We start from the raw sequence: 14,993 nt of genomic DNA on the forward strand, positions 1-14,993 counted from the left end.
GAAAGGATAGATCCGGGGCGTCCCGCCCACCGCATCCATTGCCAGACCCGGGTTTCCGAGATATAGGACGGACATGTGGATTGCCCCCCGGCCCTCATCAGCCCTCCCCCGGATGCTTGGCATCCACGCCGGGATAGCCCTCCTTGCCATGGGCGTGGCCACGGCCAGCCCTCCAAGTGCCTCCGCGGTTCCAGCCATCACCACCGCCACCACCGCGGTCCTGAAGGCGGGCGCGGTCAGTCCCGGTGCCGCCGGAGCCCGGGTCTGGTTCGAATACGGAGCCACCACGACCTACGGCAACAGCACCCTTGTCTACCCGTTCACCGCCTTCATCCAGACGCTTCAAATCCCCGTAGCGGGGCTGTCTCCCGAAACGACGTTCCACTACCGGGTGCGGGCAACGAACAACGAGGACAGCTACACCGGCCCCGACTCGACCTTCACCACCGCCGCCCTGCCCACGGTGAGCACCACGGCGGCCACTTCGATCACCGATCTCGGAGCCACTCTCAACGCCACCGTGAACCCGGCGGGAGTCTCCTCGACCCTTTCCTTCGAGTATGGCCCCACGGTGGCCTATGGTTCCACCACCGGTTCGCTCTCCGTCACCGGTTCGACCAGCATGGCGAAGAGTCTCAACGCGGCCCTGTCCGCAGGCTCGACTTTCCACTACCGGGCGAAACTCACGAACGTGGATGGAACTTGGTTTGGAGCCGATATAACGGTGACCACCTTGGCCGCAACCACGGCTCCCACCATCACGGGTAGTCCAAGCTCCTCCGGTCTCGCCGCGACGGGCGTCAAGGTGACCCAAGGCGGCCTCGCCGCCGGCAGCTCGGCCGCAACGCTGGTGGTGGAATACGGCCCGACCACCGCCTACGGATCGCAAGTGGTCTATCCCACCCCACTCGCCGCCGGCTCCACCGGGAAAAGCCTCGCGCTCAACCTGGCGGGCCTCACTCCGGGCACCCTCTATCATTACCGCGCCCGCCTCACGAACCAGGAGGGAATCGCCACTGGAACGGACGCGAGCTTTACCACCACCCAACTCCCGATTGTCACCACCGGGGAGGCAGTCACCGCCAGCCCGACCACGGCGTCCCTGCAAGGTTCCGCCAATCCGGGTGGCGGCACCGTGAGCGCGGCTTTCCAATATTGGGCCTATACGGCCGAAAGCCTGAGCACCGCCACACCGGTCACCTCGTCGCTCTCCGGCTCTTCCCCGGTCTCCACCACGGTCAATCTCACCGGCTTGTCTCCGGGCACCCGGTATTTCTACCGCCTATCCGGCAAGGACCAGGCGGGAGTCACCTATACCGGCGAAATCCTGGAATTCACCACGCCCGCCTTGTCCCTGCCCGGCGTCATCACCGGGCAGGCCACCTCGATCCTGGCGGACTCGGCCGCGGTGCCCGCCAGTGCCGTCCAGCCGGGAGCCCCTCCCGCCACCGTGACCATCGAATATGGCACGACCTTCAGCTACGACTCGGTCACCGAAGGAAAAGCGGTCGAAACCGCGGCTGGGTCCGGCCCTTCGTTCAAACTTCTGAACCTGGTACCCGAAACGACCTATCACTACCGAGCCACCATCGTGGACGTGACGGGCATTTCCCACGGCGAAGACATGCAGTTCACCACCGCGGCGGTGAGCCTAACCTCCACAACTGGCGCTACCCAGGCGATCGCTCCCACCGCGGCCACGCTCAACGGCTCGTTCAAGCTCAACGCCGCCACCAGCACCGCCAGCTTCGAATACGGCACCGATCTCTCCTACGGCCAGAGCGTGGCCGCATCCTCCCCGACCCTTGCCGCCGCCTCCGGCACCTATTCCGTCCGCGCGGACCTAGTGAACCTGATGCCCGGCACGCTCTACCACTATCGCTCGGTGCAGGTGAATCCCTATGGCACGGTGTATGGCACCGACCAGACCTTCACCACGCTGGCTTCCGATCAGCCGGTGGCCATCACGGATTCCTCGTTTGGCACGGCGTCGCTCGGCAGCCCCACTGGAAGCCTTCTCATGCGCGGGAGCGTTCGAACCTTTGGCCTGCCTGCGAACGTGTTCTTCCAGTGCACCTCGCAGGGAGTGACCACGATTGTCGCCGCCACACCGGCGACAGTCCCGGCGGGCACCGAAACCGTCATCACCGCCAACTTGGCCGGGCTCTCGACGTCCGCCGGGTGTAGCTTCAAGGTTATCGCCACGAATGCTGCCGGCACCTCCTATGGAGCCACCCTCATTGGCTCCCCCTTTCAAGGTACCAGCGCCCAATCGATCTCAGTGACACTCCTCACTGGCAACCTGGCGTCGATTTCCGTCTCCACCACCGGCCAGACCAGCACTTCGGCAAGTTATTTGGAATATGGTCTCACGTCGGCCTACGGCACCAAGGTCACGAGCTCCTTTGCCATCTTCACGCTCGGATTCCCGACGCCGCTTCAACCTGAAACCACCTATCACTACCGCGTCGTGCTGGCCGACGGTTTCGGCACGGCGTGGTACAGCGATGACATGACGTTCACGACCGATTACCGGACGCCCGCGGTAGGCTCATTCCTGGCGTCCGCGATCACCGACACCTCCGCCCAGTTGGCCCCGACCATCACTCCCTACACCGACGAGACGCTCTCCCTCACCGTTACGGAGGTCGGCAATCCCCTGAATGTCTTCATTCCGATCGTGACGCCGGGAACCGCGCCCGCATTTGCCACCACAATTTCCACGGCATTTTTGACCGGGCTGAAACCAGGAACCACCTACAGTTACAAAGTGAAGGGAGCCCACCTCAATCCGATGGGATTCACCAGCAGCAACACGCTGACCAAGGCCGCATGGCGTTTCACCACCCTCACCCGCTCGGAGAACTGGCGGCGCATCCACTTCGGCACGACCTCCAACGAGGGCGACGCGGCGGACACCGCGACACCCCGGAACGATGGCATTCCCAACCTTTTGAAATACGCGCTGGGTATCGATCCAGCAGCGACAATCGCCACCCTGCCCCCGGCCGAGACCGCTGTTTACGGGGGAGACTCCTATCTCCGCTACCGCTTCCCGCGCGATCCCGCCAGCACCGACATCGTGTATCTGGTGGAAGCCGCGGACAGCCCGGCCGGACCTTGGTCGGTGATCGCCCAAAGCGCCTACGGGGCCGCGACCACCGGGCCGGGCTTCGTTTCCGAAACCCCGTCGGGAAACACCCGGATCGTCGAAACCCGGGATACGATGGGGATCAGTGCCAGCCCGCACCGGTTCATGAGACTGCGGGTCACGCGATGACGGCCTCGCTCGAATCGTCGCCGGAAGGCGGGTGCCATTGGAACGTCCCGGCATTGGGAGCCGCGTCTCGCCGACGCTGGAGCGGGTTCATCCCACTGTTGATGTGGGCGGTCATGGGCGGCATTCTGTTTGCCTCGCACCCGGAGGATTTCCCGTTTCAACTGCTCGTGCCGTTCGGAGCCTTTGCCTTGATTCTCGTTCCGATCGGGTTCGCCTTCCGGTGGCATCAGAAGCGGCGTGACTCGATCACGCGGCGGCTGGTGGTGCATGGTGGAGCCGTGGTTCTTTTCGAGGACTGCGACGGACGGGTGAAGGAGAGCCGGTTGCCAGTGGAGAAGGTTCGCCGCGTCCGCCAAATGCGGTTCGAGCATTCCCATTGCTGGGGCGTGGAGATCCTGGGCTCGCGCCAGATGTCGCTGCGGGTCGAGACTCCGTGGTCGCAGGAGAAAGTGGCGGAGTTCACGCGCGAGGTGAAGGCCGCGCTCTGGGCCGCGGACGATCCCCGGGCGGCATTGCCGTGACGCGGGTTGAAACGGCGGACCGTTTTCGAACCGGGCCGGGCTCGCCAGCGTGTCGGCAGCCTGTTAGTCCGGGCGCGTGCCGATGTTCAAAAAGATCGTGACCGGGCTGGAGAAGGCCCATCTCAACAACCTCGCTTCGAAAGGTGGCCTGGCCTGCCCCGCCTGTGGAACGCTGGCGACCCAGCTCCCCACGGAGATGGATACCGTGATCACGTGCCGTTCGTGTGCGCACTTCGGCTCGGCCTCCGAATGGGCGCGCGGTAACACCGATGGCAACCGGGTGGGACGCGCGGGTCAACCACCCGCGAACACGCGCATCGTCTGTGAGAGAGCGGGCAGCTTCACCACCTGGCACATCCCGCCCTCCGGTAATGCCGGGGGATTGGTGGGCTTCGGGTGGGTGTGGACCTCCTTCATCGCGCTCTTCACGCTGGCGATGAGCTCACCGCTGTGGATCCGGCTGATCGTTCCCACAGCCAAGGTGACCGTGAGCAAAGGAGCCGGAACATGGGCGGCAGCCGGTGGAGGCGCGCTGTTCATCAGCCTGTTCTGGGCGGTTGGACTGGGCATGCTGTACTTCGGCTACCGGATGAAGAACGCGAAGCACCGCGTAACGATCGGCAACGGCGCGGTCACCCTGCTGCGCGAGTGGCGCGGCAAGCGGAAGGAAAAGTCGCTGCCGCTCGCGAACCTGCAATCGATCTCGCAGGTCGTGATCTACACCAAAAACTACCAGCCGGTATATGGCGTGGAGTTGAAGGGCAAGTCCGGCAAGCTGCGCTTCGGCAGCGGCCTGACGCCGGAGGAAAAGGCCTGGCTGGTGGCGGACTTCAAGGCGGCGGTGTGGCCGGAGAAAGCAACGGGGCCGCGCACCGAGGCGAGCCGCCCCGTGGGAACGTCTCAATCCAAATCCGTGTTCAGCGTCGCGTTGCCGGGCTCCGGCGCGGGTGTGTTCGCCGGCATCCTGTTTGCCGTGATGGCCGCGGTCTTCATCGGTCTCGGGCTCTTCGTCATTCCTAACCACCATGGGTCTTCCTCCGGGCCCGGAATCTTCAAAATGTTGGATGTGGGCTTCCGCACGATCTGGCTCACGATGAGCAGCCTGTTCTTCCTGATCGGCCTCGGCGTCACCATCGCCTCGCTCCGCAAGCTCGGCACCGAGACCCGTATCGAAGGCACCACCCGCCACATCGCGGTGCGAACGATGAAAAAGGGCATCGTGCTGAAGGAGCAGCTCTTCGACCGCGCGCAGGTCCGCGACATCCGCGCCAGCGAAACCGGGCAGACCAACGGCAAGCCGATGAAGAAGCTGGAACTCATCGTCGGCGACAAGGCCGAGCGGATCGCGTGGTGGATGGATGGGGAAAAGGCGGACGCGGTGGTGGACGAAGTACGGGCCGCGCTTGGCTAACGGGGGCACCGTTTGCCCCTTGGCGAAACCCGCGGAGTCCTGCACAGTCGCCGCCATGCATTCGATGACGGGATTCGGCCGCGGCTCGGCCACGACCGACCATTTCACCGCCACCGTGGAAATCACGGCGGTGAACCGCAAGCAGTCCGAGGTGGTGGTGCAGGGCACCCGCGACCTGGCCGACCTGGAACCACGCATCCGCCGCGCCGTGACGCAGGCGACCTCGCGCGGCCGCCTGCAGGTGACGCTGAAGCTCGATCCCACCGCCGCCGGTGCGAAGCCCGCGCGCGTGGATGCCGGGCTGGCTCTGGCGATGGAGAAGGCGTTCCGGGAACTTTCCAACCTGCTGGACCGCGAGGTGCTGCCGGTGGCGGCGGACTTCATCCGCCAGCCGGGCGTGATCTCGTTCGAGGAAGGCGGCATCGATGCCGATCTGGCGTGGCAGGCGGTGGAGCGCGCGCTGGAGGCGGCGATGTACCAATTGCTGGCGATGCGTGCCGCGGAGGGCGGTCACCTGAAGGAGGACCTGTTGGAGCGGCTCGGCCTGTTGGAGAAATTCGCGGCCAAGCTCACCGCCGAGGCCCCGGGACGCCCGCTGCGCCAGAAGGATCTGCTCCTGAAGCGCCTGCGCGACGCGGGCCTCGACCTCGATCCCGGCGACGAGCGCGTGCTCAAGGAGCTGGCGGTGTTCGCCGACCGCTGCGACATCACCGAGGAGCTGACACGCCTGGACTCCCACTTCCGGAAATTCCGCGACTACCTCGATGCCGCCGAACCTGCCGGCCGTGCGCTCGATTTCCTCTGCCAGGAGTTGTTCCGCGAGTTCAACACCATCGGCTCGAAGTCCAACGATGCCTCGATCTCCCAAACGATCGTGGAGGCGAAAACGGAACTCGAAAAAATCCGCGAGCAGGTGCAGAACGTGGAGTGATGAAACGCGCGCTTCTCCTGTTGCCGGTCGCGGTCCTGCTGGCCTCGTGCGGCGTCTCTCCCACCGGGGGTGACGCCAACCTCAGCGCCCCCTCCTCGTGGGGCAACATGCGGGTGACCTCCGCACTGGTGGCGAAGGGCTCCTACGGCCGCCACCGCATCCGGCCGATGGACCCGCGCTACATCACGATCCATGCGACCGAGAACTTCTCCGCCGGAGGCACCGCCCGCGCCCACGCCGAGATGCTGCGCACCGGCAGCCTGAAGGGTGAGCACAATTCGCTCGGCTACATCATCTGGCACTTCACGGTGGACGACCACTCGATCTACCAGACCCAGCCGTGCAACGAGCAGGGCCAGCACGCCGACTACGAAGGCCAGGGCAACCGCGAGTCGATCGGCATCGAGATGTGCGAGAACCGCGGCAACTCCCGCGAGGTCACGCTGGACCGCACCGCCAAGCTCGCGGCGCTGCTGATGAAGCGCTACGGCATCCCCCTTTCCCACGTGGTGCCGCACCAGCACTGGCTCATGATCCGCTACGACGACCACCGCGACCTCGGCCACAAGACCTGCCCGCACTTCCTGGTGAAGGGCGGCGAGTCCGATCCCGCGTGGCAGGCCTTCCTGGCACGGGTGGGGCGTTATCGGGCGCAGCTCTGATCCATGGTGCGCTGAGCTTGGCTCGGCGTGCGTCTGGTAGCCCGGAGAGGATCACACGTGCCTCAGGCCCCCCAGTGGCTTGCCCCGCACGCGAAGCCCAGCTTCGCGCTACTTCGAAATCATCGCGTGTAACCGCCATCGCCCGGCTTGGCATTGGCGTAGACCGGCGCGTGCAGCACGATGCAGGTGACCGCGGTGAGGAACAACCACAGCCGTGTCCGCGGACAAGCAGTCGGAACCAGAAACGCGCTCATCATGCCGCCGGACTCCGCCAGCGCCAGGCCCACGATCATCAGCGGCAGCTTCTGTTCCAGCAGCTTCACGCGAGGCAGGACCAGGAAGCGGACGACCATCGACGCGAACGCGCCACCGGTGGCGATGACCACCGGCACCAATGGTGCCACGGCCTTGTCCGGCCCCATGGAGATCCCCCCGCCCGCGATCATCTGGATCATGACGAGCCCGGAAAGGATGGCGAACCAGATCACCCACAGAGCCAGGGCGTTCGTGGGACCGGAAGAACGAATCGGAATCATGCCGGATGTTAGATCGTGCCCGTGCCCGCATGCACTCCCGGAAAATGAAAAAGCCGCCTCCCTATCCGGGAAGCGGCTTTGAAAGAACGCGCGTAGCTTACTTCGCCTGGGAAGCGGACTCCAGCAGGTCGGCGGCGGGGAGGACGACGTTGGTCGCCTGGCCCGAGCCGCTTTCGTCGCCCTTCGGCGGGAAGCGGTTGATGCCGATGCCGATGAACTTGCCATCGCCATTGAAGACCGGCATGCCGAGCGACGGCGCGCCGATGCGGGCGAAGGTGCGGGGCTTGCTGAGGATCGAGATGATCTCGCTGGTCATCACCAGCGGCTCGCGGTTGAGGTCCTTGCCGAGGCGGCCGAGCACGATCACGTCATCGAGCAGGGTCAGCTTCGCGGAGTCGGCGGTGTTCACCGGGACGAGCTTGGCTTCCTCCGGCTTCTCCGGGCGGATGAAGGCGAGGTCGAGGTCGGTGTCCTTGAAGGCGACCTTGGCCGGAACCTCGGAACCATCGGCGAGGATGATCTTCACTTCCTTGGTGTTCGACTTCGCGGAGATCTGCACCGGACCCTTTGGGGTGTTCACGGTGCGGCCGTCCACGGCCGAGGCCACGTCGAGGGCGGAGAGCGGGCCGACGATCAGGCCGTCCTTGCCGATGACGGTGCCGACAACCTCGACCTTCTTCTCCTCCTTGCGGCTCGGGTTGTCACCGGCGGTGACCTCGAGCTCGACCACGGCGCTGATGAAGACGACGGAGTCCTTGTTGGAGGCCTGGAGGGCGACGGCCTTGTCCTTGAGCGGACCGGTGGCCGCGGTGGCGAGGGGAGCCGCGAGCAGCGCGGCGAGGGCGAACGGGACGAATTTCATGATTTCGGAGTTTGAGAATGGCGGGAGCCGGGTGGATCACCAGGTCGGCTCGAGTTCGATGTAACGGGTGGTGATGCCGCGGCGGACGAACATCACGAATGGAGTGCGCTTGTTTTTCTCCAGTTCGTCGAGAAGCGATTTCAGCGTCTCGATGGAGTCCACCGGCTTGCCATCGAGCGAAAGCAGGATGTCGCCGTTGGAAAGCCCGCCGAGCCCGGCCCAGCCGGACGGCACCACCGCGGAGACGAGCACGCCCTTGAGATCCTCCGGCAGCTTCTCGCGGACGCGGTCGGCCTGACCGAGATCGCGGGAGGTGAACTCCAGCGGATCGCAGACGTGGGACGCGAGTTCGGAGGTGCCTTCCGGACTGGCGACGAGCGGCACCTTGATGACGATATCCTCCTTGCCGCGGCGGACGTTCAGCGCGACCTCCGAGCCGATCTTATACTGTCGGATGAGGGAGCTGAAGACGTCGGAGTCCTCAGGGCGGGAGGACGGGATCACCGTGCCATCGAGCTTGAGCAGCAGGTCGCCGGTCTTGAGGCCCGCCTTCTCGGCATTGCTGCCGGGGTGGACCTGGGTGACGCGCACGCCCTTCGAGCCGGGAATGCCGAGCGCGGTGGCGAGGTCGGCGGAAATCACCTGGGTATCGAGGCCCATCCACGCCTTGCGGACGAGGCCCGGCTTGTCGGGATCGGGCTCGGGGCCGATCTTCACGACGGTGAGGAAATTCCGGCCATCGTGCTCATAGGACACGAGCACCGGCACCGGCTCGGTCTTGTCCTTGGTGATGTCCGCGCTGACGCTGACGAGATCGGTGAGGCCGGTGACCGGCTTGCCATCGAGCTCCACGATCAGGTCGCCCGGCGCGATCGCCGGCTTGGAATCGGCGGCGGCACCGCCGGCCCGCAGGCTCTGGACCACCGCGGCGCGGTTGTCATCGCGGAGCATCTGCTTCGCGGTGAGCTGGGTGAGATCGCGGGCGGTAATGCCCCAGGAAAGGAGTTCCTTTTCGCGTGGCTCGGCGGGCTCGCGCTCGGTGGTGGTGAGCTTCCACGTGATCGCCTTGCCATCGCGCAGGCCGTCGAGCTTCACCTCGGAACCCACCGGAGACTCAAGGAGCAGGCGGTTGAACACCGGGATGTCCTCCGGCGAGCGGGAGGCGGGAACGGCGGTGCCGTTGCAGGCGGTGACGATGTCGCCCGCCTTCAGGCCGGCCTTGTCCGCCGGGGAGCCCGCGATGATACCGCCGACGAGCACGCCCGCGGCGTCCTTGCTGGACTTGAGCAGCGGCTGGACGAGAAGGCCGGTCCAACTGCGGCGGACCTTGCCGGTGGCGATGAGTTCGTCCGCCACCTTGCGCGCGAGGTTCGCCGGGATCGCGCCGCCGAGGCTGCCGATGCCGACCTCGTTCACGCCGATGATCTCGCCCTTGAGATTGACCAGCGGGCCGCCGGAGTTGCCGGGGAAGATGACCGCGTCGTGGCCGATCCAGCGCACCAGCTCGCCGACGGCCTCGCCATCGAGGCGCATCGAGCCGCCGGGCGCGATCATCTCGGTATTGGCCACGATGCCCTGGGTCACCGATTGGGAAAGCCCGGCCGGGCTGCCCATGGCGAGCACGACATCGCCGACTTCCAAGGCGGAACTGTCACCGAACTTCGCGACCGGCAGCGGCGCGTTCGGGTCGCGGAGGTCCTTCTTGTCGATCTTGAGAATGGCGAGGTCCGAGAGCGGATCGGTGCCGACCAGCGTGGCGCGCACTTCCTGGCGATCGGCGAGGCGCACGACGATGCGGGTGGCGCGGCCGGCGACGTGGTGGTTGGTGAGGATGTAGCCGTCCGGATGGATGATGGTACCGGAGCCGCTGGCGCGCTGCTTCTGCATGCGGCCCGCGCCGCCCTCCTCCGCCACCACGTGGATGCGGACCAGCGCGGGATAGACGGATTGGACGGAGGCCTCGATCTGGGGATCGGTCTTGGCGCTGGCGGTCACCGGCGCGAGAGCGGCGATGCAGGGGAGCAGATAAAAGGCGTGACGGAACATCGGTGTGGGATCTGAGCGTCCCTCCCGAGGGAGGACAAGCCGTCAGCGCGGTCCGCGGCGGGTTTTGTCTGGAAAAGGGCGGGAGGAGTGGAGGCTTCAGCCGAGGAGGGTCGTCAGAGGGGGCGGTGGCTCGGGAGATTTTAGCCGCAAAGAAGCGCAAAAATCGCAAAAGGGAAGAGAGGCGAAATCGGGCTCCGAGGGCGACTGGAGCCATCTTCTCTTCCTGAAAACTGAACACTGCAAACCAGCAAACTTCCAGGCCTCCGCCCCCCCCCTGAAGACCCTCCTCGCCTAAAGGCCCTACTCCTGGCGCTTCTTCACCTCGGTGCCGTCCTTGACGGTGTCCGGCGGGTGGAGGAGGACCTCGTCGCCGGGGACCAGGCCGGAGGTGACCTCGGTGAGGCGGCCATCGGTGTGGCCGACTTCCAGGGTGACCTTGGCCGCCTTGCCTCCGCGGAAGGCGAAGGTTTTCCAGGCATTGCCCTCGCGGAACAACGCGCCGGACGGCACCACCGGGATATCCTCGCCATGCCAGACGGCGACCCGGACCTCGACGCGGAAGCGGTCGCCAAGGCGCGCGGCTTCCTTCGGCGGATCGACCAGATCGCTCAGCACGATCACGCGCTGCTCCTCCACCCCGAGCGCGGAGATCTTGGTGAAACCGGCGGGCTCGACACGGCGGACGCGGCCTCTCAGCGGCTGCGCGCCGCCCCATTGCTCGATGTCCACCAGATCGCCCTCGTGGATGGCGACGGCATCGCGGGACAGGATCTCGGCCTCGATCTCAAGGTCCGCCGGGTCTCCGATCTCCAGGATCTGGGTGCCGGGGGTGACGATGGTTTCGCTCTCCTGCATCACCTTCAGCACGCGACCGGAGACGGGCGACTTCACCTCGGCGAGGTTGCCGGCGGCATCGGGCTTCGGCCGCTCCAAGGCGGTGCGCGCCTGGGCGAGTTCATACTCCGCCACCTGGAGGGTGAACTCGGCGGCGCGTAGCTGGGCGGCCTTCACACTGGCCTCGCTCTCGACGCGGTCGCGGTCGCTCTTCGACACCGATCCCGGCATCTGCACGGAGCGGACGCGGTCGCGGTCGGCGATGGCGAGCTTGAGGGAAGCGCGCGCGACCTCCAGCGATTCGGCTGCCTGCTGGCGGGCGGCATCGCGGGTGGCCACCACGGCCTCGGCCTGCGCCTTCGCCCGCGGGTCGAGCAGCGGCGAAACGACCGGCTCGATGGCGGTGATCACGGTTTCCCCGGCCCTCACCTCGTCGCCCGCCTTGAGGGCCACGCGGCGCATTTTCCCGGCGGCGGGCGCAGCGACGACGTAGCGGTTGCGGATGCGAGTCTTGCCCTCCTCGGAGACCCGGACGGTGAGCGCGGAGCGGGTGACCGCGCCGGTTTCCACCTCCACCGGCTTGCCCTTCATGCCGATGGCGATCAGCGCGACGATCGCGGCGAGGCCGAGCCACGGCAGCAGCTTGCGGAAGCGTTTCTTCGCGGTGCGGCCCTCCTTCGGATCCCACGGGGGATCGTCTTGGCCGCGGGCGGGAACGAAGGAAGGGGAATCGGACATGGGAATCGCGGGTAAGGATGAGGGGTCAATCGCGCGCCTTCAAGACGCCGACGAGATCGAGTTTGGCCAGCATCCGGCTGACGAGCGTGAAGGAGAACGCGGCGGCGGAAAGCACCACCAGCACGGCGATGGAGTAGGTGGAACTCTCCACCACGATCGGCATGCGGACGGTTTCCGTGCTGAAGGAGGACATGATGAGCAGCACCAGCCCCTTCCCCAACGCGAGGCCGACGGGCAGGGCGGTGAGCACGAGCAATGACAGCTCACCCAACAACACGCCGCGGACCTCGGCCATGTTGAAGCCGACGACGCGCAGGGTGGCCAGCTCGCGGCTGCGTTCGGAAAGGGCGATGCGCGAGCTGTTGTAGACCACGCCGAAGGCCACGATCACCGCGAGCACGAAGTAGAGCATGCGGAGCAGGCCGATGCTCTTCGCGGTGGTGTCGCGGAACGACGCGAGCTGGTCACGCTTCACCATCACGATGGCGGCGCGCGGCGTGTCCTTCACCTCGCGCATGAAATCGTCCCAGCGGCTATGATCGAGCGTGAGGTAGGCGCCGTTCACGGTATCGCCCTCGTGCATCAGGCGGCGCAGCGCCTCGATGTCCATGTAGGCGGCCACGCCCGCGTAATCGGTGACGAGACCGCGGATGGGAATGCTCAACACCGGTCGACGACCCTCCATCACCTCGACCTGCACCTCATCGCCGACGTTCGCGCCGATCACCTCGGCGAGTTTCTTCGACATGATGAGCCCCTCTTCCGGCATCTGGATCGTGTCGCCGTTTTCATCCAGCAGGCGGTTGAGGTTCGCGCCGGATGGAAGGCCGGTGATGGCGAGCTTGCGGTGGTGGTGGCCGTAGCGCAGGCGCGTCTGCACGCTGCGGATCGGCTCGGCGAGGGTCACGCCGGGCAGGTGCTCCAGATCGTGCAGGCCCTTTTCCGAGGACGGCTCGACGAGGAAAACGGCCACGTCCTGGCGCTGCTGGCGGTTCCACTGGAAGGTGAGCAGGTAGTCGATGCTGTTCGCCATCGCGCCCGGCAGCACCATCAGGCCGGTGGCGAGCGCGATGCCCGCGGAGGTGAACACCGCCTGCCACGGGCGGCGCTCGATGTTCCGCAGCGCCATCCGGAACACCGGGCTGAAGAAATGGGTAAGCCCGATGCGTTCGAACAACGATGGCTTGAAATCCGCGGGCGGCTCCGGGCGCATCGCCTCGGCGGGGGGCAGTTTCACCGCCTGCCACACCACCGTGATCACTCCCGCCGCGGAGGCTCCCGCGCTGACCATCAGCGCCAGCAGCAGCGCGCCGTAGTCCATGCGGAACTCCAGCGAGGGGAAGCGGAAGAACATCGTGTAGAGGTTCACCAGCCCGCCGCCCATCAGCCGCCCGGCGAAACCGCCGATCACGGTGCCGAGGAAGCCGATCACCACCACGAACTTCAGGTAATGGATGCCGACCTGGCGCGAGGAATAGCCGAGCGCCTTCATCTGCGCGATCTGCTCGCGCTGAAGCCGCACGATGCGGGACAGCACCGAGTTTACCATGAACGCGGCCACGCTGAGGAACACCAGCGGATAGACCACGGACAGGGCGTGCAGCACCTTCAGCTCGTCACCGAGGCGTTGGGCGGACGCCTGGTCCTTCCGCGTGTAGGCACCGCCCGCGCCGTAGGGAGCGAGGAGGCGGTCCATGGCCTCCATCACCGGTTCGGCGGCAGCACCGGGAGCGAGATCCATGACGACGTCATTGAACGCGCCATCGAGATTGTAGGCCACCGCCAGCGCGCGGTAGTTCATCCAGATCACGCTGAAGCGCTTGTGATCCGGCAGGGTTTCCCCGGCGCGGGCCTCGAAGACATATTCCGGCGAAAGCCCGATGCCGCAGATCTGGAGGGTCTCGCGGTGGCCGTTGATCACCGCCACCAGTGAGTCGCCGGGCTTCAAGCCGTTCTCATTCGCGAAGGCCTCGCCGACCACCACCTCGCGCCGCGAATCGATCTCCGGCATGCGGCCGGTGCGGAGGAAGACGCGGTTCAGCTTCGGCGCGCCGCCGTCCTCCGGCAGCGAGATGATGTGGCCGGTGGCCGGCTCCGCCAGGCCGGGCAGATCGAGTGTGACATCCACCGCCACCCGCGGCTCGACCACCGAAACACCGGGCAGTTTCTCCAACTCCGCCGCGGCCGAAAGCGGCGCGCGCTTCAGCGAGGCGAACACATCCGCCAGCGCGAACTGCTCGTAGTAGGCATCCCGCGTGGACTCCAGCGTGAGGATCAGGCTGCGGGTCATGATCATCATCGCCAGCCCGCAGGCCATGACCAGACTGACGGCGATGACCTGGCCCTTCATGCGGCCGAGATCGCGCAGCAGTTTACGGTCGAGCGGTGAAATCATGCGGGGAGCGGCGGGATCACCATTTCAGTTGCGCCGCGGGCAGGCGGGTTTCGTTGCGGTGGCTATCAACGATCCTGCCATCGGAAAGGTGCAGGACACGGTCGGCCATGTCCGCCATCGCCGCGTTGTGGGTGATGACCACGGTGAGCGTGCCGAGCTCGCGGTTGATGCGCTCCACGGCCTCCAGCACGGTGATGCCGGTGGTGACGTCGAGCGCGCCGGTGGGTTCATCGCACAGCAGTACCTCGGGGCGTTTCGCGATCGCGCGGGCGATGGCGACGCGCTGCTGCTCCCCGCCGGAAAGCTGGGACGGGAAATGGTCCATGCGCTTGCCGAGGCCGACCATTTCCAGCGCCTCCTCCGGCGTCATCGGATCGCGCGAGATGCTGGTGATGAGCGCCACGTTTTCCCGGGCGGTGAGGCTGGGGATGAGGTTGTAAAACTGGAAGACGAAGCCGACGCAGTTCCGGCGGAACAGGGTGAGCGTGTTCTCGTCCGAGCCATCGAGCGGCCAGCCTTTGTAGAGCAGCTCGCCGGAGGTCGGGATATCGAGGCCGCCGAGGATGTTCAGCAGCGTCGATTTCCCGCTGCCAGACGCCCCGAGCAGGCAAACCAGCTCGCCCGCGTTCAGCTCCATGTCCACGCCGTGCAGCGCCACCACGTCCAGCTCACCGGTGTGGTAAACCTTCCGCAGCTTCTTCGCCTGGAACACGACACCCGTGGAAAGCGGAGAGGGCGCGAGAGCATTCATCGGACGGGATGAAGATAGCCGTCCGA

General features: G+C 66.1%; 12 protein-coding genes. 5 read left to right on the forward strand and 7 right to left on the reverse strand.

The window, feature by feature from the left end; translation table 11 throughout:
* Positions 1-112 precede the first annotated feature (112 nt).
* On the forward strand, positions 113-3,280 hold the full coding sequence (locus llg_RS04505; RefSeq protein ID WP_338288340.1) for a hypothetical protein: 3,168 nt from the start codon (positions 113-115) through the stop codon (positions 3,278-3,280).
* Here the strand turns inward: llg_RS04505 and llg_RS04510 are convergent.
* Complete coding sequence (locus llg_RS04510) at positions 3,270-3,395, reverse strand: hypothetical protein (RefSeq protein ID WP_338288341.1); 126 nt, start codon at positions 3,393-3,395, stop codon at positions 3,270-3,272. The genes llg_RS04505 and llg_RS04510 overlap by 11 nt on opposite strands.
* On the opposite strand from llg_RS04510, the gene llg_RS04515 reads away from it, so the two are divergent.
* The 4 genes from llg_RS04515 to llg_RS04530 all read left to right on the forward strand — a co-directional run bounded on the left by llg_RS04515 (position 3,394) and on the right by llg_RS04530 (position 6,805).
* A complete protein-coding gene (locus llg_RS04515; protein ID WP_338288342.1) occupies positions 3,394-3,801 on the forward strand; it encodes a hypothetical protein in 408 nt (135 codons plus the stop codon). The genes llg_RS04510 and llg_RS04515 overlap by 2 nt on opposite strands.
* Positions 3,802-3,877: 76 nt before the next feature.
* Positions 3,878-5,212: a hypothetical protein gene (locus llg_RS04520; RefSeq protein ID WP_338288343.1), complete on the forward strand. Its 1,335-nt coding sequence runs from the start codon at positions 3,878-3,880 to the stop codon at positions 5,210-5,212.
* A gap of 55 nt (positions 5,213-5,267) precedes the next feature.
* Positions 5,268-6,143, forward strand: a complete 876-nt coding sequence (locus llg_RS04525; protein ID WP_338288344.1) for a YicC/YloC family endoribonuclease — start codon at positions 5,268-5,270, stop codon at positions 6,141-6,143.
* A complete protein-coding gene (locus llg_RS04530) occupies positions 6,143-6,805 on the forward strand; it encodes an N-acetylmuramoyl-L-alanine amidase (protein WP_338288345.1) in 663 nt (220 codons plus the stop codon). The genes llg_RS04525 and llg_RS04530 overlap by 1 nt, the downstream gene beginning before the upstream one ends.
* Positions 6,806-6,924: 119 nt before the next feature.
* On the opposite strand, the gene llg_RS04535 is transcribed toward llg_RS04530, so the two are convergent.
* The 6 genes from llg_RS04535 to llg_RS04560 form a co-directional block, all read right to left on the reverse strand.
* Positions 6,925-7,341, reverse strand: a complete 417-nt coding sequence (locus llg_RS04535) for a hypothetical protein (RefSeq protein ID WP_338288346.1) — start codon at positions 7,339-7,341, stop codon at positions 6,925-6,927.
* Between the two features lie 97 nt (positions 7,342-7,438).
* Positions 7,439-8,203 (reverse strand): serine protease, encoded by a 765-nt coding sequence (locus llg_RS04540; protein ID WP_338288347.1) that lies wholly within the window; start codon positions 8,201-8,203, stop codon positions 7,439-7,441.
* A 36-nt stretch (positions 8,204-8,239) separates the two neighbouring features.
* Positions 8,240-10,249 carry a PDZ domain-containing protein gene (locus llg_RS04545; protein WP_338288348.1) on the reverse strand — a complete coding sequence of 670 codons (2,010 nt, stop codon included), beginning with the start codon at positions 10,247-10,249 and terminating at the stop codon, positions 8,240-8,242.
* Positions 10,250-10,549: 300 nt separating this feature from the next.
* The gene (locus llg_RS04550) at positions 10,550-11,821 is read right to left on the reverse strand and encodes an HlyD family efflux transporter periplasmic adaptor subunit (protein WP_338288349.1); all 1,272 of its coding nucleotides are present in this window, start codon (positions 11,819-11,821) and stop codon (positions 10,550-10,552) included.
* Positions 11,822-11,846: 25 nt separating this feature from the next.
* Positions 11,847-14,216, reverse strand: a complete 2,370-nt coding sequence (locus tag llg_RS04555; protein WP_338288350.1) for an FtsX-like permease family protein — start codon at positions 14,214-14,216, stop codon at positions 11,847-11,849.
* Positions 14,217-14,232: 16 nt separating this feature from the next.
* Positions 14,233-14,967 (reverse strand): ABC transporter ATP-binding protein, encoded by a 735-nt coding sequence (locus tag llg_RS04560; protein WP_338288351.1) that lies wholly within the window; start codon positions 14,965-14,967, stop codon positions 14,233-14,235.
* Between the last annotated feature and the right edge of the window lie 26 nt (positions 14,968-14,993).

Origin of the sequence: Luteolibacter sp. LG18 (assembly GCF_036322585.1) — a bacterium.
In the GTDB taxonomy this organism is placed as follows: domain Bacteria; phylum Verrucomicrobiota; class Verrucomicrobiia; order Verrucomicrobiales; family Akkermansiaceae; genus Luteolibacter.

Coding starts and splice junctions, on each gene's coding strand:
- llg_RS04555 (WP_338288350.1), bottom strand. CDS start 14,216: ATGATTTCACCGCTCGACCGTAAACTGCTGCGCGATCTCGGCCGCATG.
- llg_RS04515 (WP_338288342.1), top strand. CDS start 3,394: ATGGGCGGCATTCTGTTTGCCTCGCACCCGGAGGATTTCCCGTTTCAA.
- llg_RS04540 (WP_338288347.1), bottom strand. CDS start 8,203: ATGAAATTCGTCCCGTTCGCCCTCGCCGCGCTGCTCGCGGCTCCCCTC.
- llg_RS04550 (WP_338288349.1), bottom strand. CDS start 11,821: ATGTCCGATTCCCCTTCCTTCGTTCCCGCCCGCGGCCAAGACGATCCC.
- llg_RS04545 (WP_338288348.1), bottom strand. CDS start 10,249: ATGTTCCGTCACGCCTTTTATCTGCTCCCCTGCATCGCCGCTCTCGCG.
- llg_RS04510 (WP_338288341.1), bottom strand. CDS start 3,395: ATGACCGCCCACATCAACAGTGGGATGAACCCGCTCCAGCGTCGGCGA.
- llg_RS04535 (WP_338288346.1), bottom strand. CDS start 7,341: ATGATTCCGATTCGTTCTTCCGGTCCCACGAACGCCCTGGCTCTGTGG.
- llg_RS04560 (WP_338288351.1), bottom strand. CDS start 14,967: ATGAATGCTCTCGCGCCCTCTCCGCTTTCCACGGGTGTCGTGTTCCAG.
- llg_RS04530 (WP_338288345.1), top strand. CDS start 6,143: ATGAAACGCGCGCTTCTCCTGTTGCCGGTCGCGGTCCTGCTGGCCTCG.
- llg_RS04505 (WP_338288340.1), top strand. CDS start 113: ATGCTTGGCATCCACGCCGGGATAGCCCTCCTTGCCATGGGCGTGGCC.
- llg_RS04525 (WP_338288344.1), top strand. CDS start 5,268: ATGCATTCGATGACGGGATTCGGCCGCGGCTCGGCCACGACCGACCAT.